Source organism: Companilactobacillus sp. FL22-1 (assembly GCF_043951805.1).
GTDB lineage: Bacteria > Bacillota > Bacilli > Lactobacillales > Lactobacillaceae > Companilactobacillus.
Map to the genome: position 1 here is coordinate 25,143 of NZ_JBINJY010000008.1, position 20,691 is coordinate 45,833.

The following is a 20,691-nucleotide window of genomic DNA, read 5'->3' on the forward strand; positions in this document are numbered from 1 at the left end:
TGTTTTTTTACTCAATCTTTTTCAATTGAAAATCCATTATTATGACTCAATTCAGAATACCAATGACCCGATTTTTTCAAGGTCTTTTGTTGAGTATGAATCTCGTCACGAATCAGACCATACCGATTACGATAAGCATTTTTCCAAGACCAACAATCTATCGCTGTCCAAACAAAGTAACCATTGCAGTTAGAACCTGCCTCTATTCCTTTGTGTAGTTGAACTAAATGATCTTGCATAAACTTGATACGATAATCGTCTTGAACAATTCCGTTTTCAATAAATCGTTCTTCGTGTGAAACTCCCATACCATTTTCTGAAACGAACCAAGGAATATTATGATAATTATCACGGATATTAATAGCAATGTCATAAAGTGTCTGAGGATAAATTTCCCAACCTTTATCTACATTCATCACTCGACCTTTCATTTCATAATTATCGAAATAAATATCCGGCATCCAATTTTGCAAGCTCTTAGGCGAAACACTAGGTTGTTGTACCCTTTCAGGATGATAGAAGTTTACTCCTAAAACATCGATAGTATTTTCCTTGATTATTTCTAACTCCTCAGGTGTACTGTTCCACAATACGCCTGCCTCTTTAAGAATTTTTACTAAATCTTCTGGAAAATGACCTAATACTGCTGGGTCTAAAAATAAATTATCATCCCACATTGTCGCAAACTTCGCTGCTTTCAAATCCTCTACACTATTTGTAGCGGGATAGGCTGGTGTCAAATTCAAAATAATTCCAATCTCTGCATCAGAATCATTTTCTTTTTTCCATACTTTAAATTTCTTAATCGCTTTTGCAGAGGCCAAATTCAAATTATAGGCAACTTGAACTGCTGCAGGACCATCAACCTTTAAAGGATAATGAAATTGATATAAATACTCTCCATCCAGAATAACTTTTGGTTCATTGAAAGTCGACCAATGCTTAACACGGTCTCCAAATAACTCAAAACATTTATTGGCATAATCAGCATAAAGATCGGTTACATGTTTAGATTCCCAACCACCATACTCTTCGTATAGCTTCACTGGCAAATCGAAATGGAATAAATTTATGTAAGGTTCAATCCCGTTCTTTAACAAGCAATCTATTACATTATTGTAAAAATTAACCCCTTCAGGATCAACCTCGCCAGTATCAAGATTTTTGATTAATCGCGTCCACTGAATTGAGGTTCTCAAAGCTTTGATTCCGGCTTGTGCCATCAAAGGTATATCCGTTCGATAATCATTATAAAAATTAGAAGCCGTATCGGGACCGACACCATCGTAAAAATCATCTGGACTTTCTTCAAACCAATAATCAAAAACATTTTGATTAGGCTTGTGAAAGTTCCCTTCAGATTGAGGTCCAGAGGTCGCAGCACCCCAATTGAATCCCTTAGGAAATTTCAACATTACTTTTTTTCTCCTTTGAATATGTTTGGTAAAAATCAACTGCTGCTCCACGCAAATTGGCCTCATCTGTATAATGACAAGCAACTACTTGCGGTTTAATCGAAGCTATTTTCACAACTTGACGAATCTTTTCAATATTCAGATTTATATTTGGAATTAAATTTTTATTGTTAGAAACCGCACCACCTAAAACAATCAATTCAGGATCAAAACTATATTGAAGATTATAAATTCCTTTAGCTAAAGAATAATACATAGTTTGTACTTCTTTTTGAGCCCTTTTATCACCATTATCAGCTAATTCAAAGACTTCTTTTCCTGAAAAATCAGTTTGTGGTACTGAACCGTGGTTATATCTTTCGGCAACTCCCACTGAAGTTCCCAAATTACTCAAGGTTTCTTGATCATTTACCAGTGTAAAACCAAATTCCCCACCAAATAAATGAGCACCGTGCCAAATCTGATGGTTAATAATAACTGAACCACCAACGCCTGTTCCAATGATTAAGAACAATAAGCTATCGACATCCCTGCCAGCCCCAGAATCAAGTTCAGCTAGTGCGGCACAATTAGCATCATTTTCCATGCTGACGGGTAGGTTAAAGCGTTTCTCCAATTCTTGTTGAATAGGAAAATTATGAATATATGGAATTGCTGAAGCTCCTTCCACAACACCTGTTTTCTTATTGACAGCACCTGGAGAACTAATACCAACACCTTCAATTTGATATTTATCTTTCATCATTGCTACTTTATCGGTCAATAAAGTATAAAAATTTTCAAGATTCTTTGGTGTAACGATTGAATCAAATTTCTCTAACTTATCATCCACCATAGCTGCAAATTTAATTGAAGTGCCACCAATATCAACCAATCCAATATTACTCATCATTTTTTATCCCCATTTCAAATGGCGCTAAAGGAGCACCGATTTCATTAAAAATTGTACATTCAGGATAGTTTTCATATGCATAACGTATCTTATCCGCTCCTGAAATATTATTGACAACAATCAAAGAACCGTATAATTTTGCGCTCCTTATTCTCCATTGATTATCAATCTGTACCATCATTTTAATTTTACCACGATTGATTAAAGCGCTTACTTTATCTACAAAAAGAATCAAGTTATTGTTCATAACTTCATAACGATAAACAGCTGGAGTTCCATTATACCTGACATCTGAAACTATTAAGCCGATTCTTGTGCCAGCGATACGCTTGTGTGCCGGATGAATATTGTGTTCTTCACCAGTATCAGCAATCGAGATTAAATGGACGTCGTTCAGATTCTGAGTGACTTGCATTTGCTTTTGACGGATTTTTGCCCAAGCGTTATGTGGCTCATCTGCATATCCAGGTAATTGAATAATATAAAAAGGCAACGTTGACTCACGAAATAACTTTCTCCAACTTAAAACCAATCCAGTTAATAGCTTTTCATAAACATCTGCATTTTCGGCGTCATTTTCACCTTGATACCAGATAACTTTATTAACTGAGTAATCCTTAACTTTTTCAATCATCGTATGGAAAAGACCATTGGGGCGAAGATACGATGTTGGTGTCATTGGTGGTGGCCATGGAGTATGACCGACTTTATCCTTTGCATCACTGAGCGATACAGTTGGGTTTTCCTTTAAGAATTTATCCAAATCTTCATTATGTTTTTTTACTAATTTATTGTAATGAACTAATTCTTGATCATATTCAACCTGACTTTTACCTTCAGTAGCTTCCAAAAAAGGTTTTATATAATGTTCTGATAAAGAGGTATCACTCTGCAGTACTTCTTCAGGCACCCATGACGATGCAGAAGTTCCTCCCTTATAACAGTCAATTATTCCAACAACCATATCTGGTTTAAGCTCTTTTAAACGTTTAACCATCCAATAACCAATATCAGACATTTCCCAGATATTATGTTTATTGGCGGTTTGCCAGACATTCTTTTTGAGATCAGTAGGTAAAGTTATTTTTTTATCTTGATATTCCAGTTGCGGAACATTGTAAAATGAGACATTTTTAAGATCAAATTTATCTACTTGATCTGAATATTCACCATCATCTCTAAATTTGAATTCAATATTCGACTGACCGGTTAAAAGTAAAACTAGACCCGTCTTTACTTTATTAATAGTAACGGTTTCACCACAGCTCTCAATAACAATAGAAGTTTCTATATTATTTGGTAACGGATGGATTTGAGCCAACCAAGCTCCTGTGGCATCGGCTTGAGTTGAAATAACCCGCCCAACAACCATCACTTTAACCTGAGCATTTTCAGTAGTTGTTCCACTGATATTAAATGTCTTGTTGCTAGGAACAACCATGCCGTCAGTGTATATATCATTTAGAATCAGTTTATGCATGAGAAGTGGTACTTTCTTTAAGTTTATTAATTTCTCTATGTAAATTGATAACTTTCTCAGCCACTGTCATCATTATGTCCGCTGACATGAAGTGATCTTGTGAATGAATCAACATGATCGATTTTTCAACTTTTTCACCATTCATTTCATCAGTCATCCATTTTGTTTGAATATTATGGGCTTTATGTAAAATTTCACGAGCCTCTTTTAGAATATTATCTGCTTCTTTAATATTGTCATCTTCTGCTGCGGTCATTGCCTCGATAGCTTTTGACTTGGCAGTCCCAGCAACAGAAATGAGTTCCATCGCTCTTTTAAGCTGTTTTTCGTCCATTTTTTTCTCCTTTTTATGCAGGTTCAACATTATTTGTAGATGCTTCGTGAGCTGATTCCATTTCTGCATCTTTCACAGCTACATCAGGATTCAATTTGTTGTCCATTCTGACAAATGGATAATAGATAGCTGTAGTTATGATTACAATAACTGCTTGTACGATCAAGCCATTAATTGAGCCTGTATACAATAATCCGGATATCAATGTTGGTACAGTCCAAGGAACATTATTAACGATAGGTCCAATAAATCCAATCTTTGTAAAGAATAGTCCAATGTAAAAGGCCAAAGGTTGTGCTACCAACCAAGGAATGAAATACAAAGGATTTAGAATGATAGGTAAACCAAATGTTACTGGTTCAGAAATATTAAAAATAGCTGGCATTAATGCAATTTTTGATACTTTCTTAGCTGCTGCTCTCTTTGAGAACAAAATCAACGCTAACACTGGTGAAACTGAACATGAACCTGCAGCGACAGTTGAGAAATTCATAAATAGTGTTGAATAAATATGATGTGCTTGACCCAACATATTTTGAGTATCATTGATGTTCCATGTTAATCCAAAGATAGGTCCCCAAATTGATGTTGGATGAATACCAAACCATTGCAATAAGCTCCAAGTTGTCTGTGATACAAAGGCAAAAAGTCCTGTACCAGAAATTGCTAAAGCTGGTTTTTGTAAAGCTGTCAAAAGTAATTCTGGCATTGTTTCACCGGTAAAGGTTGTACTAATACCAGTTAAAATAATAAAGACACCCATAGTAATAACGCCGGGAATTAATGATTCAAAACTACGAGCTACTGCTGGTGGAACTGAATCTGGCATCTTGATTGTAATATTCTTTTCAAGAACCTTATTATAAATCCAAACTGAGAAACCACTGATCAGCAAAGCTGCGAATACTCCCTTAGTACCAAAGAATGTTGTATCCATGTAGTTTAAAACATCAATTGCTTTTTTTGATCCATCTGGAGTGTATTGAAACTTCCAAGGCATACAGATAAAGAAGGCACCTAATGCGTAAAGAACAGAAGTCATATGTTCCTTACTTTTTGGGAAATATTTACGTGAAAATGTATGTGAAAAAATAACAACTAATAATACCGCAAAAGTATTTAATGAACCATTTGAAACTAATCCAATTAAATTACCTGTTGTCGTTAATCCGTTAAACAGGCCTGAAGATTGCCATGCAGCCCAAGAACCGCTTATTAGTTTTCCCAATTGCAGACCTTGTTTACCAAAAATCAAACCATTGGTTGGATCGACGAAAACATTTTGAATCATAATGGCAAAACCAGCAATCATTGAAGTGGCAGCAACAATGATAAATGAATCACGCAATGTAAGTAATAATTTGTTAGCAGCAATTTTACCAGCAATACGAGTAAAATTTGCTTGGAATTTTTGCATCCCATTTCCATTCGATTTACTCATCTTAATCTATCCCTTTCTCTTTTAATACATCAACAATTGTTTGACCATCCATACTGCCAAATTGTTGCATTGTTAAAAGAATGACTTTTGTGTTGGGATAGGCCTTTTGAGTCTGGTCAAAGGCCCAACCAATTTGTGGTGCCAGAAGAATTACGTCAACATCATCGCCAACTTCATCCATCATTCCGAAGTCATAAGCATCAACTTTAACGTCTTTTCCTTCCGCGTCATAAACTTTTTGCATCTTGGATCCAACTAAACTAGTTGAAAAACCCCCACTACAGAAAATTGCAATCTTTAATTGTTTCATTCTAACTAACCCCTTTCCTATTTGTTAACGCTTTCAGTATAAAAGCATATACTTTTAAAGTCAATACAATTTTATAAGTTGTTATAACAAATTATAAAATTGCAAAAAAAAGCACATCGGCTTAAAAGCCAATGTGCTGATTAAATTGATTCATGCAACGAATACTTTGACGATCTAATATAAGTGTATGTATATTCAAATATTTGTCCATTATCTAAAAAAGACCTTTGTTCAATTGTAAGCAGTGGTTCTGGTTGTTTGAGAGACAATATTTTAGAAATCTCAGTATTTGAAATTTCGGATGATATTGTTCTGATAGCAGTCCCCACCGTTAAGTCTAACTCTTTCTCAATAAATTCATAAATCGAACCCATCAAGGAATCCATTCGCATACCCTGAATTATTTTTACCGGCATATAAATATATTGTAAAGCAATAGTCTCGCTGCCACTTATAATAGTTCTCTCAATTTCATAGGTTAAATCAAACTGATTAATATTCATCTGATTCATTACGTTTTTATCCGGCTTACTAACGCCAAAATTCAATAACTTCACCTGATATTTATTGAAATCAAAAATTTCTAAAGAATTTTTTTTACCAATTTCTTCACCAGGCTGATTATCCTTAACAAAGGTACCAGATCCCTGTATTCGATAAATCAGTCCTTCTTTAACTAAGATATCCAATGCTTTTCTTACCGTGATTCGACTGACGTTTAACGATGAGGCAATTGCATTTTCTTGTGGCAATTGTTCGTTAATATCATACTCTTTTTCTAAAATTTGCTGTCTTAAACGATTCGCCACAACTACGTATTTAGGCGTCTCTTTCATAAGTTTCCTCCAAAGAATCGCAAGTTCAACAAATTGTAAAATTTGTTATAACAAATTATGACTTGCATTAAAAGTTATTATAACGCAATAGATACCCATTTTCTACGATGATTAACCAGGCTCCTAATCAAAATGATTATTAATCTCCTCTTAAAATGCCATTCGTGACTTCACTTTCAAATAACTATCCACCAAAACCTCTTGAGAATTCTTCAAATAGTTAACGTTATCGGTATCTAATATATTATCTAATCGATTAGTTGTCACAATCACGGTTTTATCCCTGTTAGCTAAATTACGAAACCAACTGAAAATATTTTTAGAATCGGCAAGATTTAAATCTAATTCTGGCGCATCAAATAAATACAACTCCCGGTCTAAAATCACATTTAAATATATCAAAACGAGTTTTCTTTGGCAGCGACTTAAATCATTAAACTTATGCGACAACAATTTCTCAATTTCAACCGGTAGCAATAACGGCACAAATGTCCCCAGTTGATTAGTAAATTCTAAAATTTCTGCAACCGTCAAGCTAACCAAAAAGTCATTTTGTTCTGATAAGTAAGCAATTTCTTCGACCCGTGGAAAACCAATAAAAGCTTCATCCCTACTAGTTTCAGCAATTTTATCCAAAAGCAATGTCTTCCCTGATTGTTTTGGACCGAGAATAAAATTAATTTCATTATCTTCAAACCTAAAATCAACCTTTTCAAATATCAGCTTATCCTTGGTTGAATAACTAAAATCTGCTATTTTCACTACTTTAACTGACTTTTAATCGAAACGTGTTTAAAAATCATTCCTCCTATTATTAAATAAACGCTGGCAATTATTAACATAAAGAAGCCATAAGAGTTAGAAACGTTAGGAATTTGATATATTCCGTAGATCGTTTGAAAGGGATTAAAAGCACTCAAAAAATAGTGCCAGACCCCTACTGGATGCAATCCAAGAGCACCGATCCCAATCACAAACAAACACCCGATCAACCAGTTGAAATAGATTTGTTTCATCTTTAAAACCAGTAAAATCGACAGCATTGCTGAACAAATTACGGTGGCTAAAAAAGCGACTAAGAATCCGTGAACTAGCGTGAAAATTGACAGCGGCGTGATAAAAAATGTCACGATCAAATTAAATAACAAGATCTCAATTTGAATTACAATACACTGAACCAATAAATTAGCTAATATAATTGAATGCTTTGATTTCATCATATATGAAAGGGTTTTAAAGAACCCGCCTTCTCGTAAACGGATAATATTAATTAAAAAGCCATTGAAGATGGTCGTGACAATAATATACGACCAGTACATATAGATTGATTCATTATCTTGAAAATATTGGTTCTTGTTTATAAATGCCATAAAAGTTGGCAAGATCAAAGTGTAGATAAAATAAAACTTTTCCCGTAGTGCAATTTTAACTTGAATCTTGAGAATTGCACCATCATTTTCGAACATTAAATCTCCCCCTATTCCCCATTTCAAATATCATTAAAATTAAGGGAATTTAAACTAACTGTCAATTAGTCTTTTGATATAAGCGCAAATATTTTCTTCAATAAAAAAATATAATTTCTTTGTTCATTTCAAAAAGATTTCAAACTGATGTCATTTTCAAAATAACTAGTGTCTTTTAAATAAAAAACGTGTATGATATTGGAGAAAAAATTTTAACCGAGGAAAAGCCTATGAACTACTTACTACTGTTAGTGTCAATCGGTTTTGAAGTCTTGGGAACTTCACTTCTAAAAAAAACAGATGGCTTCACTAACCTCTTACCAACCTTAGGGACTTTGGCGTCATATTTTATCTGTCTCTTCATCCTATCGCACGTTTTGAAACGTCTACCTTTGAGTTTGACCTATGCCACTTGGGGCAGCGTGGGATTGATCTTAGTTACTATTGCTGGGATCGTTTTTTACCACGAATCAATTTCACCGACCGCTATTGCCGGACTGATCTTAGTAATCTCTGGAACTGTCCTGATAAACGTTTTCTGACAACAAAAAACTGCCTTTTGATTCTGAAATTGAATCGGAGGGCAGTTTTTTTAATTCAACAATTAATTATTTATTTTTCCGTCTTCTCCGGTAGTAGATAATGACGATGACTCCAATTGCAACTAGGATCAAAATCAGTCCAAGAATGATCCAAACATCCATCGAGCGGTTTGGTGTCTTATGATTGATCTTGTTAGCCTGACGAGCGGTAATTGTGAAATCACGTTTCAAATTCCAAGAATTCTTGCGATCATTAGCCAAAACTTTGACATAAACTGTATATTTTCCTGGCTGGAGACGTTTATTCTTATTTGGACCAGTTGTATTATTAACATCAATTGGAAGACTGAATTTACTATCGGGCGCAAAAGTCATATTTTTTTTCGACAGTTTCAAAACAACTTTTTTACTATTTGCAGGTGTAACTCTAGCATCGACTGAGACTTTTCTTTCCAAAGTTGGTACATCGTTATCTAACACTGCATTGACAGCAATTTGACCATTAACGTCATTTTGATAAGCACTGACAAATTTCAAATCAGGGCGCACTGGATCAGTGTTTTGCTGCAATTGTAATCCCAATACATAACTATAACGATTTCTTAATGAGATCCCCTTGGTGGCTTTGGCTTGGGAGACTTGGTTATTCTCTTCAACAAAGATGCCTCCAAGCAATACTCCATCAAAATTTCCCTTTGGTGCATTTAAATTAATTGAAACTTCCTTGGAAGATTTGGCACTGACAGAGACTTCATGCGGATAAGTCACTAAATCTTCAATGTTGTAACTCAAGTCATTGCCAGGTGTCACTCCATGTGCTGAATAATCAATAATGCCATTGAAATCAGTTGTGGCACGATTCACCGACACCATATAAGTATGATCTGTGGTGTCATAATTATTAATCTTAAATTTGATAGTTTGCTTTTGATTCGGGTCGACTTTGAGGTCGTAATATCCAATATTTTGAGCTACTTGATTATCAGGCAATTCTGGTGAGATGCTATAATTGATTTGCGATGCTGTAGCTGCTGCTTTAACTTCACCTTGATTAAAAACGATTGCTACAAATGCACCAACAACTATGGTTAGAAAAACCATCAGATATTTCTTCAAAAGATTACCTCCTATAAAAAAAAGAGGCATATAAAAATATACCCCTCTTAATTCATTTTTTAAGCTGGTGCATTAGATAAAGTCCAATCCAGAATGGCTGAATATGAACCACCGATATTACCAGCAGGCACGCTCAACGAAGCATCACTGTTGTTGAAACTTGTCATAAAGGCACCGACACCAGTATCAGTTGGTGCATTTAGTACAGGAGCTGGTGCAGTTGTGATTGGAATACTACTTGTGAAGACAGGTGCAACTGAAACGTTATCTGCATCTACTGCATGCACTGGACTTTCAACTGAATCTTTAATCGAAAGTTTAGCTCCTAATAAAGTTTGACCGACGGCAGTAGTTGGTGTATCAGTTGGTGTCCCCATTGCAAATCCTGGACTTGAAACGACAACATTCCAACCTGTAGGTTCACCAGGGTTAGCAACTTCCAAACCACTACTAAAGGTCGACGACTCATAAGTAACATCATTAGCACTAGATTTTACGGTGCCAAAATCAATGTTAGGTACAGTCAGCAACTGAATTGTACCCGGTTGCAAATTAGCTGTAGCACTACTTGATAAACTAGTTTGGGTAGGTGTTTCCGCCGCCTTGACCACATAGCTTGATCCAGCTACCGAAGCAACACCTAAAACAGCTGCACCGATTAACATACTATTTTTTAAAATTTTTTTCATGAGATATTCCCCTTCATATCTATCAAAAATCGATATGTTATAGTCCCTTATCTTGCAGTAGTCTATCTCAGGGACCATCGGGAAGAAATGCAAGACTAATCTGGTTTAAAAATTAGAGATCAACCAATCTCTAGGTAGGTTATATAATTTTCAGGAATTATTTACAAACATAAGAAGCCAATTAGACGAAAGGTCAATTATAATAGTAGATAATTAAATAGTTAAAGGATGAATTTAAAAAATGTCAGAAGTGAATTTTCAAAATAAATTATTCATCAACGTTGCTAATATCATTTGGAGCTACAATCATGAAACCAAAAAAGTACTAATTCTGTTAGTTAAAAATTCTTTGGGCAATTACACTGGCCGTTGGGGCTTACCTATCACTGCTTTACGGAGTGATGAAAGTGCCGATCAAGCTTCACTACGACTGATCCGTGAAAAAATCGGAATTAATCTGCCCAATTTCTATACAGAACAATTAGCTACTTTTAGCAATGTCAAACGCTCTGAAGAATATCGAGAAATTGCATTAACGTATATGACTTATTTGCCAACCATGCCTAAATTAAAAGCCGGTTATGGAGCCGAAAAAGTGAACTGGTTTGAAGTTGGCTATTCAGCTGAACAATACTTACTAAAATACCAAGATTTAGAGTTTACGACTCTTAGTTCAAAAATTTCGGTTGAAGACTTTTATAACACCATCGACCAGTATCAAGGTCAAGCTCAACTTGTCAGCGATCATGCGTTGATCTTGCGTTTAGCTTTCAAACGTATCCTTAACCGACTGGATTATTTACCAACTATCCTGTTGATTTTAGGCACTAGTTTCACTCTGAAACAGGCTCGTGAAGTCTATGCCACATTCCTAAAAGAAGATATTCAACAAATTGATAATTCCAATTTCCGCAAAACTCACGCTCACCTCTTTAAAGAAATCGGCTTGGAACACGGAAAAAGTGGACGTCCAGCCAAACTGTATCAATTGAAATGATAACTTGACCATCAAAAAGACTAGTGGTAGTCTTTTTTTATAGTATTAAAGGTAAATTTTACCTTTACTAAAAATAGTAATATTTCACTATAAATCTTGGAGGTGCAATTTGGAATCACAAAAGATTGAAACATCTAAACGCGGTGGTCTAAAACTTTTAATGGTCATTGGAACGGCCTGGTTATTCGATGCCGCCGACGTTGCTTTATTATCATTTATAATGCCATTGATCAAAAAGGATTGGGGATTGACTGCGAGTCAGATCGGTTTAGTAGGCTCAATCACAACAATCGGAATGATGGTCGGAGCAGTTCTCTTCGGCTACTTAGCTGATCGTTTTGGAAAGAAAAATATCATGATGGTGACCTTATTGATCTTTTCGATCAGCAATTTATTTTTAGCTTTAACTAATAATGTTAATGAATTTCTCTTCATCCGCTTCTTAACTGGGGTCGGTCTAGGTGGCGAATTGCCAGTAGCATCCGTTATTATTGCTGACTCATTTTCAGGACACCAACGTTCCAAGATGTTAATTTTAGTCGATAGCTTCTGGGCTGTGGGTTGGATCTTTGCTTCACTACTAGCAACGCTGGTGATGCCTGCATACGGTTGGAAATTTACTGTCATCATTACATCAGTAACTGCTCTCTACACACTGGTTTTACGTCATCACTTACCAGCAGAAACTAATGTGAAAAATGATAAATTAAAAATGAATTTTGCTTTCAAAGAAATTTGGTCGACCAAATTTAGTCGCACGACGCTTTGCTTGAGTATTCTCTGGTTCGTTATCATGTTCGTTTATTATGGTCTCTTTCTGTGGTTACCTAGTATTTTGATCAAACGTAACTTATCGATCTCATTGAGTTTCACTTACACCTTGATCACTACATTTGCTCAACTGCCAGGATACTTTCTAGCTGCATACTTAATGGGAAAAATCAGTCGCAAAAAAGTTCTGACAATTTATTTGATTGGGACTATTATTGGCGCCTTTCTCTTTGGAAACGCCAATTCTGAAGCAATGGTACTATTCAGCGGATGTCTCTTATCATTCTTCACTCTAGGCGCTTGGGGTATCATGATTGCACTAACGCCAACTCAATATCCCATCGAATTACGAGGTATGGGTATCGGCTTTACGCAATCAATTGGAAGAATCGGAGCTGCGGTCGGACCTTACCTGATTGGTTTCTCTCTAGGAATCGGTATTAATACCACGACGATCTTCTTTTACTTCATTTGTGCCTTAGTTATTGGTATCACTGTTTTAACTTTTGGCTTGATCGATATCGATCGTTAACAACTGTTTAATTTTTAATAGATAAAAAGGCAAAATCACTAGTTTATCCTAGTTGATTTTGCCTTTTTTATGATTACAAATTGTCAGTTTGGGGATGTTCCTTACTCAAATGTTCAATCTTACCGTCAACTTTAAAGTAATCTGCAATCAGTTTTTTCAATTCTACAACAGCTTCATTAGCACGCAAAGCTTGTTTTTGATTGATGGCTTCAATTACCAAAACTGAATCGGTAGTATCTTCTGTTAACATAGTTCGTTGAGCTTCCCGCCAGTTCAAACAACGACAGATAGCTCCAGCTTCATCATAATAAATTATCTCGCCTGGTAATGCGGGTGAATCTTCAGTCGCACCCAGTGGTTTAAAATTCTCGCCACCTTTGGCCTCTCCTAAATGTAAGTCACCCACAAAAGCATTGATATTTTCACCACCACAGGGCACACCATATTTCAAAGAAATACTGTTATAAATGTCTACTAAGGGGTTAATTGGTGTAAATTCTCGTCCTTGACTGACCCTTTTTAATAGCGCCTCAATTGAACAACGGACACCCTTCTTAGTTTTGAACTTACGAAAGGCTTGTCGCCATTCATCAACCACTTCATTATCTTTAAATGATTCATTGGTTATATATTGTTGTGAAATTTGAGCTGCATCATTCAACAGCTTGGTAAAATAAGGATCATCCTTTTCGTTGACATGATTGTCAATTTGATGAATGGTCAAGGTACTTATTTGTGCCTCTGGGAATAGCTCCCAAAATTTTTTATCTACGATTACTTGTGTCATTTTCCCTCAAATCCTTTGTTAAAATATAGTCAGTCTGCACTGAATCTCCCATACAAAATCTATGTGAACCAAAACGTTTAAATCCTTTTGATTCGTAAAATTTCTGAGCTGTGAAGTTTTTCTCCCACACACCAAGCCAAGCTTGATGTTTATGTAATTCAACCCCGCGCCTCAAAGCTAAATCCATCAATTGGCTTCCAAGATGCTGTCGTTTAAACTTAGTTCGGACATAGATTCTTTGAATTTCGATAAAATAATCTGCCATCTTTTCCGTTTGTGCATCCAAAATATTTATCTTTAAAAAGCCCGCAACTTGACCATTAACTAGAATAAAATAAAATTCCGAATGTTGATTCAATAGCTCTTTTCGCAAGGTAGAAAGATTGTAAGCTTGCTCTAAATAGTCCGCTAAATCTTGCGGTGTATTGGATTGTGCAAAAGTATCGGTAAAGGTTTCAATACTGACGTTTTGTAAAGTGGCCAAGTCGTCTAAAGTACATCTTTTAATCGTTATCATCAATAGATCCGCTTATTACCTTTCTTGACGTACTCCCAATTGTCAGCAATATTACTTTCAACAGTTTCCAATAATTGAAAAATCTGTTTACGCTCACTGGCGGACAATCCTTTCAAAGCAATTTCATTTGAATAATGCTCCTCACGAGCCAAAATTGGATAAGTATCTTTGCCCTTTTGCGTTACAAAAAGCTTCTTCTCTTTTTTATTGTCAACAGACTGCTCTCTAGTAACGAAGCCATTATTTTCTAACTTCTGAATTGCTCTTGCGGCCGTAGTTCGATCCACTTTGATCATTTCTGCAACCTTTTCTTGAATAATTCCGGGATGCTCATAAATTCTAGCCAAGTAAATGTATTGTCCCTTGGTCAAATTATATTGTTTAAATTCAATGTTACTGATTGAATCTAAGGAACGAGCTATTACGCCAATCGATCTCAAAATATCAGCCATGATAATTGCCTCGCTTTCGAATAAAAAATATTGTACGCTCATTTTGTTGCAAATACAACAAAAGATTTAAAAAAGGCCAAAATAAAACCCCAGCAAGCTGAGGTTTCGGTAAAATATTCAATTTTTAATTAATTGCATAGCCAACATTGTGAGCAAATTGATTGATTTGTTCCATATATTCTTCGCCACCCTCAAGTTGATTAAGGGTATGTTTAACTTGTCGATCATCACGTAATCTACCAAATAAATATTGGAAAGAATAATTTTTATTTAATAAATTATATGTTTTTAAGACAAAGTCCTTAGTATATCCCTCTTTATCTAAGTCCTTGGCATTATTAATATCGGTATACAGCTCCGATAGAACTCTCTTTGCTTCGGTATTGTCATTCAATTTCATCAATACGCACCACCTAATTAATTATTAAAACCACACAGGCATACTTTGTGAAAGCGTTTTCCTTTCTACCTGTGTAATCATTATATAACTAATTAGAGAAAATTTCACTTATATACCAAATATCATTATTTTAATCAAACTTGGTAGCAAAATTATGCTTTAAGCTAGGCCAGATCCACTTATCTGAAGCCGCAATCAAAATTCCATTGAAGATAAATGAAAAAATTGTTCCAATATTAACTGAATATACGTTGTGGATTGCTAAACCGGCAATAATAATTATTATAATCGGTGGAATAAAATCAATAATTTGGGCTGCTGTTGAATTACCTTTCAAATACATGAATCGCAAGATATTCGTCGTATCATCGTTAGGGTGCATAACTATATTGGCTCTTTGATAAAGTGAAATCGCCACACAGAAAAAGGCCACACCTAAACATGACAAAATAGTGCGCACAAAGACTGATAAGTTTGGTACCCCGATTGCATTGAGCATAACGGTAAAAACATTTACAAAATAACTAAAGAACATCACATATAAAATTTCCCCAATTAATCTCCGACCATCAAAGCGACGAATTAGAAATTGATTGGTGATCGCATTGATCACCCCGATAATGAATAATAATAATCCAGTATTCCATCCAAACCACTTTGTCATATTGACTGCAGAAGCTGTCCACAAGCCACTACCCATGTTGGCTGAAATACAGAGTCCATTGCCAAACGCATTGAGGACCAAGCCTGAAACCAACCCGATGATCCTTGTCTGTATTGAATTTTTGATAAAATCACTCCTTCTCAATGAAGATTATGTTACAACAAAATTGCCATTAGACACAAAAAAAGTTGAGTATTCAACTCAACTATTTAAGTAAATCATGAGCAACTAGATAATCACGGGCAACTTTTGAAGCTTTCTCATGCTTAACAGTTACTAAATAATTCATTTTTTGCATATCAGACTCACTGATTTTTCCAGCTAATTTATTTAAACTTCGCTTGATTTCAGGGTGTTCCATGGCAAATTTTTCCGTCATCAATGGTGCTCCTTGATAAGGTGGGAAATGATTCTTATCATCTTTCAGTGCTACCAAGTTGTACTCTTTAATTTCGGGATCAGTAGTATAGCCATCAACTAAGTTAACTTTCCCATTAGCAATTGCCTTATAACGAATCGATGGCTCCATCGTCTTAACGCTAGCTATTTCTAAGCCGTATTTCTTTTGAATACCTGGGAAACCATCTTTTTGTTGATAAAAATCGGGATCGAAACCAGCGTGAAGTCGATGTTCAACTTTCTTTAAGTCACTGATGGTTTTTAAATTATATTTTTGGGCAAAGCTCTTTTTCACCGCTAAATCATAACCATTTTGATATTTCATTGGTGTGAGGTATTCCATATTGGCTTCTTTTTTCAACAAAGATTTGGCCAGCTGATATGTTTTTTCAGGATTATGACTGACAGTCTGTTTGGTAGTGACTAAAGCTTGCAAAACTGTCCCCGTAAATTCAGGATAGATATCAATTGAACCTGACTGCAAAGCCTTATACAGAAATGAAGTCCCACCAAAATTTGGTTTAACGGAAACTTTTACATTCGGATTATCTTGTTCAATCAAATCTTTGTACATATTGATCAAGATCTCCGGTTCACTACCCATCTTACCGGCAATTGTAATGTCGACAGGTGGTTTAACAATACTGCGGTATCCTGCCCAACCGCCTAAAACGACCACAAATGTTGCAAATAAGATTCCCATTTTTTTCAGCGACAATTTGGAAATACCTTTGATCAGACCACTGAAAATCAAGGTCAAAATGGCCGAAAGAATGGCACCTACGAGCAGTAAAGCATTGTTGTTCGTCTCAATTCCCAACAGAATATACGTCCCAAGTCCACCTGCGCCGATCAAAGCTGCCAAAGTGGCGGTTCCGATGATCATGACCATGGCAATACGAATACCTGAAATAATCATTGGCATTGCTAATGGCAATTGAAATTTTAACAATTTTTTTGAACGCGATAGACCAAAGGCTTCTGCCGCATCTTCTAAGTTAGGATCGATATTCGTTAGACCTGAATATGTATTTTGAAAGATAGGCATCACGGCATACACGACTAAAGCAATTATCGCTGGAATTGTCCCGATACCTACAATAGGAATCAAAATTCCTAACAGTGCTAAACTTGGAATCGTCTGTAAAATACTGGTTATTTGTAAAATTATTTCCGCAATCCGTTTATGCGTCATTAAAATAATAGCCAAAGGGATGGCGATTACAGCAGCAATGAATAATGAAATCAAGGAAATTGAAATGTGTTGACCCAAAGCTTCCCAAATACCACTACTTTGGGTTTGTAAAACATGAATTAATGCGCTCATTATTCCTCACTCTCCTTAGCTAAGAAGTCCAATAAGTCAGCCGTAGAGAGTTGATAGTTTTCACTATCATCATTAAAGACCACTACACCCTGATTTTCCTTTAATTCAGTGGCCAAACGATTGATGGAATCGGATTTTAATAAGGTCGAATTTAAGACCTCATCAGTGATCGTACCAAAACCAGCGTCAATGATTTCTCCGACCGTATTTTGGCCGTTCTTTTCATTTTGAAAGAAGCCACGAACAAAATCATTTTTAGGGTGGTTCAAAATTTCATCCCGATTGCCAACTTGTTCTAATTTACCCTTACTCAAAACTGCAATTGTATCTCCTAAACGAATCGCCTCGTGCATATCATGGGTCACAAAGATAAAAGTTGTCTGTAACTCACGGTGTAATCTCAAGACTAGATCTTGCAATTGGGTCCGAGAAATGGGGTCCAAAGCACTGAACGGTTCATCCATCAAGACTAATTGGGGACTTGTTGCCAGTGCTCGAATGATTCCTACACGCTGCTGTTCCCCACCAGATAATTCATTTGGCAAACGTTGGGCGTATTTTTGAGGATCAAGCCCCACCTTTTTCAATAAATCCCAAGCGACTTGATGGCGTTTTTCTTTTGGCCAGTGTAAAGAATCAGGTTGGATCGTGATATTTTCCTCAATTGTCAAATTAGGAAACAAGGCAATGTTTTGTAAAACATAACCCATATTCAGCCGCATTTTTTGTAAATCATAGTTTTCAATATTTTTATTATCGATGAGAATTTCCCCAGCAGTTGGCTTGATCAATCGATTGATCATTCTCAGAGTAGTAGTCTTGCCACTACCTGACGTACCAACTAAAACAAAGAAGTCTCCATCTGAGATCTCTAAATTTAAATCGTTTATAGCTAGAGTGCCCTCATATTGTTTAGAAACGTGCTCAAACTTTATCATGTTAATCTCTTCCATGTAACTTTTTAAGTAACATGAATAATATAGTTTATCCCTAGATTAGTGTCAATTCATTAGCATATCACCAAATTATTGACTATTTGTTAAAAAGTAGCTAATATAGCGGTTGTAATAATAAAAGTTACAGATTGAGGTAATATTTTATGAGAGTTTCCACACGTTTCAGTGATTCGGTTCACATTTTAGCATTCATTGAAGTCTATCAGAGTCAAAAACTATCCAGCGAATTAATCGCTCAGAGTATCCAAACTTCACCGGTAGTGGTTCGTCGTTTGATGAGTAACCTCAGAGAAAATCAGTTGATTGCAACTAAGAAAGGTACAGCTGAACCACGCCTTGCCAGAGAACCTAAAGATATTACGCTGTTAGATATCTATTTAGCAGTCGAAAACGACCGACAGCTGTTCACATTGGACACGAATACCAATCCAGAATGTATTGTGGGAGGAAATATTCAAAAAGTCCTCGGTAATTATTATGAAGAAGCTAAAATGGCGGCCTTGAGAAAATTTAACAATGTTACGCTACAGGATATTATTGAAACAATCTTAGTCGAACAAAAAGCAAAAACCTTAAATAATTAGCAATAGCCACTGATTCTAAAAATGCGAATCAGTGGCTATTTTTATGCTTGATAATTCTGTTTTAAATATTCCTCTAAAGTCAATGGTCCATGACCCATAATTGTCTCAAAATCTCGGCTAGTCTCATTCAACAAGCCAATTGCTCCAGCATCATACATCGACGCCAACATATGACCTTCGTTACCCTGATTATACATTTGGGCAAATTCACTCGAACTGACTGGCTGGTAACCAATCTTTGTTCCGGAAACTTTCGACAAAACTTCTGCCAGCTGGGGCATCGTATAATTACGAGCTTGTGTTAAAGTATAAACTTTACCAGTAACCATTAGCGTTTCAGTTGCCGCAACTTTGGCAAACGCTGCCGCGCTCTCGGTTAAACTAATAAATGACAAAGCCTGATCTTGCATCGGATAAATAACATTTTTTCGTTCGATCAACTCAGGTAGATATGGCACCAATGGATCTGCATACAAAGCATTTCTGATGATAGTATAATTCAAACCACTGCTAGCTAAGCGTCTGGGCAAATAACCATAGAAAGCTGACAAGGCAAACGGATTATTTACTTGATCGGCAATAAATCCCATCGCCAAGAAATGTTTGATTTTGGCAGTTTTAGCGGCCATGATGACGTGCTCTAATTCCGACACACGACTAAAACTGTCATGACTTTTGCTAGGCACGTAAATCAAGACATCTTGATTCGAGAATGCTTGATTCAAGGTCTTAGGATCATTAAAATCAATTGGGCTCACTTTGATACCAGCATCTTTAATTGCCTTGGCCTTGGCAATTGTATGAACTCCAGCAGTTACATTTTTCTTTGGTACTAATTTCAACAATTGTTGCAAGATCTGATGACCTAAATGTCCAGTGGTTCCAGTTATTAAATAGTTCACAGCAAATTCCTCCCTTAATCACATAACATGTTACTCACACAGTTACAGCTAGTCAATTATTTAATTTTTGATTTTCTGAAATATCAGCTAGTAATAGCTTATAATGGGTTTATATAATCTTTCGGAGGGATTACGGATGCAAAAAATTATTGTAGATCAAGAATTTTGGGATATTTTCCCTGAGGTAGAAATCGCCGTTATGACAGCTCACAACGTTGATAATCACGATGCAACAAATGTTCCAGCTGATTTGATTCAAAATGCCAATGAAATTGCTAAGAAATGGGTTCCTGACGATCCCATCAGTGTCAATCCGGTTGTTGCGGCTTGGCGAGAAGCTTATCGAAAGTTCAAAACCAAAAAAGGCGCTCGCAACGCGGTCGAAAATTTACTAAAACGCGCTAAGAACAATAAAGGTGTCGGCAATATCAATCCAGTTGTTGATGTCTACAACTCAGTTTCTTTAGAGTACGCTTTCCCCATTGCAGCTGAAAATCTCGATAACATCATAGGTGATATTCATTTAACCGTTGCTAAAGGCGGTGAAAAGTTTACGCCTATCGGTGAAGATGAGATCGAAGAAGCCTTACCAGGAGAAGTAGTTTATCGCGATGATAAAGATATCCTATCCCGCTGCTGGGCTTGGCGTGATAGTGCCAGAGTTGCAGCAACTGATGACACTAAAAACTTACTTTTCTATATGGAAAATATTCAACCAGACCGAAAAGAAGATCATGTCAAGGCCGCTAATGCTTTGAAAACCCGCTTTCACGACTATTTAAATCTTGATATCAACGATTTGACCTTTCTCAATAAAGATAACCGTGAGTTTATCTTCGTTCATTAAGAAGCGAAAAGACAGCTAATCCAAATTAGGAATTA

Annotated in this window: 24 protein-coding genes; 5 read left to right on the forward strand and 19 right to left on the reverse strand. The window is 36.0% G+C overall.

All coding sequences use genetic code 11. From position 1 onward, the window contains the following. Nucleotides 1-11: 11 nt before the first annotated feature. From ACG72T_RS07855 to ACG72T_RS07895, 9 genes are all read right to left on the reverse strand, one after another. On the reverse strand, nucleotides 12-1,415 hold the full coding sequence (locus tag ACG72T_RS07855; RefSeq protein WP_395265640.1) for a glycoside hydrolase family 1 protein: 1,404 nt from the start codon (nucleotides 1,413-1,415) through the stop codon (nucleotides 12-14). Further along, entirely contained in the window at nucleotides 1,399-2,304 is a 906-nt protein-coding gene (locus tag ACG72T_RS07860) for an ROK family protein (protein WP_395265760.1), read from the reverse strand. The genes ACG72T_RS07855 and ACG72T_RS07860 overlap by 17 nt, the downstream gene beginning before the upstream one ends. Continuing rightward, the gene (locus ACG72T_RS07865; RefSeq protein ID WP_395265642.1) at nucleotides 2,297-3,787 is read right to left on the reverse strand and encodes a sialate O-acetylesterase; all 1,491 of its coding nucleotides are present in this window, start codon (nucleotides 3,785-3,787) and stop codon (nucleotides 2,297-2,299) included. Before ACG72T_RS07865 ends, ACG72T_RS07860 begins: the two co-directional genes overlap by 8 nt. Beyond that, complete coding sequence (locus ACG72T_RS07870; RefSeq protein ID WP_395265643.1) at nucleotides 3,780-4,121, reverse strand: PTS lactose/cellobiose transporter subunit IIA; 342 nt, start codon at nucleotides 4,119-4,121, stop codon at nucleotides 3,780-3,782. The genes ACG72T_RS07865 and ACG72T_RS07870 overlap by 8 nt, the downstream gene beginning before the upstream one ends. Nucleotides 4,122-4,134: 13 nt before the next feature. Continuing rightward, entirely contained in the window at nucleotides 4,135-5,562 is a 1,428-nt protein-coding gene (locus ACG72T_RS07875; RefSeq protein WP_395265644.1) for a PTS sugar transporter subunit IIC, read from the reverse strand. A 1-nt stretch (nucleotide 5,563) separates the two neighbouring features. Further along, a complete protein-coding gene (locus tag ACG72T_RS07880; RefSeq protein WP_395265645.1) occupies nucleotides 5,564-5,872 on the reverse strand; it encodes a PTS sugar transporter subunit IIB in 309 nt (102 codons plus the stop codon). A 140-nt stretch (nucleotides 5,873-6,012) separates the two neighbouring features. Then, nucleotides 6,013-6,708: a GntR family transcriptional regulator gene (locus tag ACG72T_RS07885; protein WP_395265646.1), complete on the reverse strand. Its 696-nt coding sequence runs from the start codon at nucleotides 6,706-6,708 to the stop codon at nucleotides 6,013-6,015. A 150-nt stretch (nucleotides 6,709-6,858) separates the two neighbouring features. Continuing rightward, on the reverse strand, nucleotides 6,859-7,470 hold the full coding sequence (locus tag ACG72T_RS07890) for a hypothetical protein (RefSeq protein WP_395265647.1): 612 nt from the start codon (nucleotides 7,468-7,470) through the stop codon (nucleotides 6,859-6,861). Then, complete coding sequence (locus tag ACG72T_RS07895; RefSeq protein WP_395265648.1) at nucleotides 7,470-8,174, reverse strand: hypothetical protein; 705 nt, start codon at nucleotides 8,172-8,174, stop codon at nucleotides 7,470-7,472. Before ACG72T_RS07895 ends, ACG72T_RS07890 begins: the two co-directional genes overlap by 1 nt. 230 nt (nucleotides 8,175-8,404) lie before the next feature. On the opposite strand from ACG72T_RS07895, the gene ACG72T_RS07900 reads away from it, so the two are divergent. Then, entirely contained in the window at nucleotides 8,405-8,716 is a 312-nt protein-coding gene (locus ACG72T_RS07900; RefSeq protein ID WP_395265649.1) for a DMT family transporter, read from the forward strand. Between the two features lie 66 nt (nucleotides 8,717-8,782). Here the strand turns inward: ACG72T_RS07900 and ACG72T_RS07905 are convergent, their stop codons facing one another. Both ACG72T_RS07905 and ACG72T_RS07910 read right to left on the reverse strand, forming a co-directional pair. Further along, on the reverse strand, nucleotides 8,783-9,832 hold the full coding sequence (locus ACG72T_RS07905; RefSeq protein ID WP_395265650.1) for a DUF916 and DUF3324 domain-containing protein: 1,050 nt from the start codon (nucleotides 9,830-9,832) through the stop codon (nucleotides 8,783-8,785). Between the two features lie 59 nt (nucleotides 9,833-9,891). Then, nucleotides 9,892-10,521: a WxL domain-containing protein gene (locus tag ACG72T_RS07910; protein ID WP_395265651.1), complete on the reverse strand. Its 630-nt coding sequence runs from the start codon at nucleotides 10,519-10,521 to the stop codon at nucleotides 9,892-9,894. Between the two features lie 241 nt (nucleotides 10,522-10,762). Here ACG72T_RS07910 and ACG72T_RS07915 point away from each other — a divergent pair, with 241 nt between their 5' ends. Then, nucleotides 10,763-11,518, forward strand: a complete 756-nt coding sequence (locus tag ACG72T_RS07915; RefSeq protein ID WP_395265652.1) for an NrtR DNA-binding winged helix domain-containing protein — start codon at nucleotides 10,763-10,765, stop codon at nucleotides 11,516-11,518. A 124-nt stretch (nucleotides 11,519-11,642) separates the two neighbouring features. Next, nucleotides 11,643-12,821, forward strand: a complete 1,179-nt coding sequence (locus ACG72T_RS07920; protein ID WP_395265762.1) for an MFS transporter — start codon at nucleotides 11,643-11,645, stop codon at nucleotides 12,819-12,821. Between the two features lie 73 nt (nucleotides 12,822-12,894). Here ACG72T_RS07920 and ACG72T_RS07925 read toward each other — a convergent pair whose 3' ends face one another. From ACG72T_RS07925 to ACG72T_RS07955, 7 genes are all read right to left on the reverse strand, one after another. Then, nucleotides 12,895-13,608, reverse strand: coding sequence for a B3/4 domain-containing protein (locus ACG72T_RS07925; protein ID WP_395265653.1), 714 nt, complete (start codon nucleotides 13,606-13,608; stop codon nucleotides 12,895-12,897). Further along, on the reverse strand, nucleotides 13,586-14,125 hold the full coding sequence (locus tag ACG72T_RS07930) for a GNAT family N-acetyltransferase (protein ID WP_395265654.1): 540 nt from the start codon (nucleotides 14,123-14,125) through the stop codon (nucleotides 13,586-13,588). Before ACG72T_RS07930 ends, ACG72T_RS07925 begins: the two co-directional genes overlap by 23 nt. Then, the gene (locus ACG72T_RS07935; RefSeq protein WP_395265655.1) at nucleotides 14,125-14,577 is read right to left on the reverse strand and encodes a MarR family winged helix-turn-helix transcriptional regulator; all 453 of its coding nucleotides are present in this window, start codon (nucleotides 14,575-14,577) and stop codon (nucleotides 14,125-14,127) included. The genes ACG72T_RS07930 and ACG72T_RS07935 overlap by 1 nt, the downstream gene beginning before the upstream one ends. A gap of 124 nt (nucleotides 14,578-14,701) precedes the next feature. Further along, on the reverse strand, nucleotides 14,702-14,977 hold the full coding sequence (locus tag ACG72T_RS07940; RefSeq protein WP_395265656.1) for a hypothetical protein: 276 nt from the start codon (nucleotides 14,975-14,977) through the stop codon (nucleotides 14,702-14,704). Nucleotides 14,978-15,107: 130 nt separating this feature from the next. After that, nucleotides 15,108-15,677 carry a hypothetical protein gene (locus ACG72T_RS07945; protein ID WP_395265763.1) on the reverse strand — a complete coding sequence of 190 codons (570 nt, stop codon included), beginning with the start codon at nucleotides 15,675-15,677 and terminating at the stop codon, nucleotides 15,108-15,110. A 169-nt stretch (nucleotides 15,678-15,846) separates the two neighbouring features. Further along, a complete protein-coding gene (locus ACG72T_RS07950; protein ID WP_395265657.1) occupies nucleotides 15,847-17,367 on the reverse strand; it encodes an ABC transporter permease/substrate-binding protein in 1,521 nt (506 codons plus the stop codon). Beyond that, nucleotides 17,367-18,305 carry an ABC transporter ATP-binding protein gene (locus ACG72T_RS07955; protein ID WP_395265658.1) on the reverse strand — a complete coding sequence of 313 codons (939 nt, stop codon included), beginning with the start codon at nucleotides 18,303-18,305 and terminating at the stop codon, nucleotides 17,367-17,369. Before ACG72T_RS07955 ends, ACG72T_RS07950 begins: the two co-directional genes overlap by 1 nt. A 161-nt stretch (nucleotides 18,306-18,466) precedes the next feature. On the opposite strand from ACG72T_RS07955, the gene ACG72T_RS07960 reads away from it, so the two are divergent. Continuing rightward, on the forward strand, nucleotides 18,467-18,907 hold the full coding sequence (locus tag ACG72T_RS07960) for an Rrf2 family transcriptional regulator (protein WP_395265659.1): 441 nt from the start codon (nucleotides 18,467-18,469) through the stop codon (nucleotides 18,905-18,907). Nucleotides 18,908-18,948: 41 nt separating this feature from the next. Here the strand turns inward: ACG72T_RS07960 and ACG72T_RS07965 are convergent, their stop codons facing one another. Further along, entirely contained in the window at nucleotides 18,949-19,809 is an 861-nt protein-coding gene (locus tag ACG72T_RS07965; protein WP_395265660.1) for an NAD(P)H-binding protein, read from the reverse strand. Nucleotides 19,810-19,945: 136 nt separating this feature from the next. Here ACG72T_RS07965 and ACG72T_RS07970 point away from each other — a divergent pair, with 136 nt between their 5' ends. Then, nucleotides 19,946-20,656 carry a B3/4 domain-containing protein gene (locus ACG72T_RS07970; protein WP_395265662.1) on the forward strand — a complete coding sequence of 237 codons (711 nt, stop codon included), beginning with the start codon at nucleotides 19,946-19,948 and terminating at the stop codon, nucleotides 20,654-20,656. The last annotated feature ends 35 nt before the right edge of the window (nucleotides 20,657-20,691 follow it).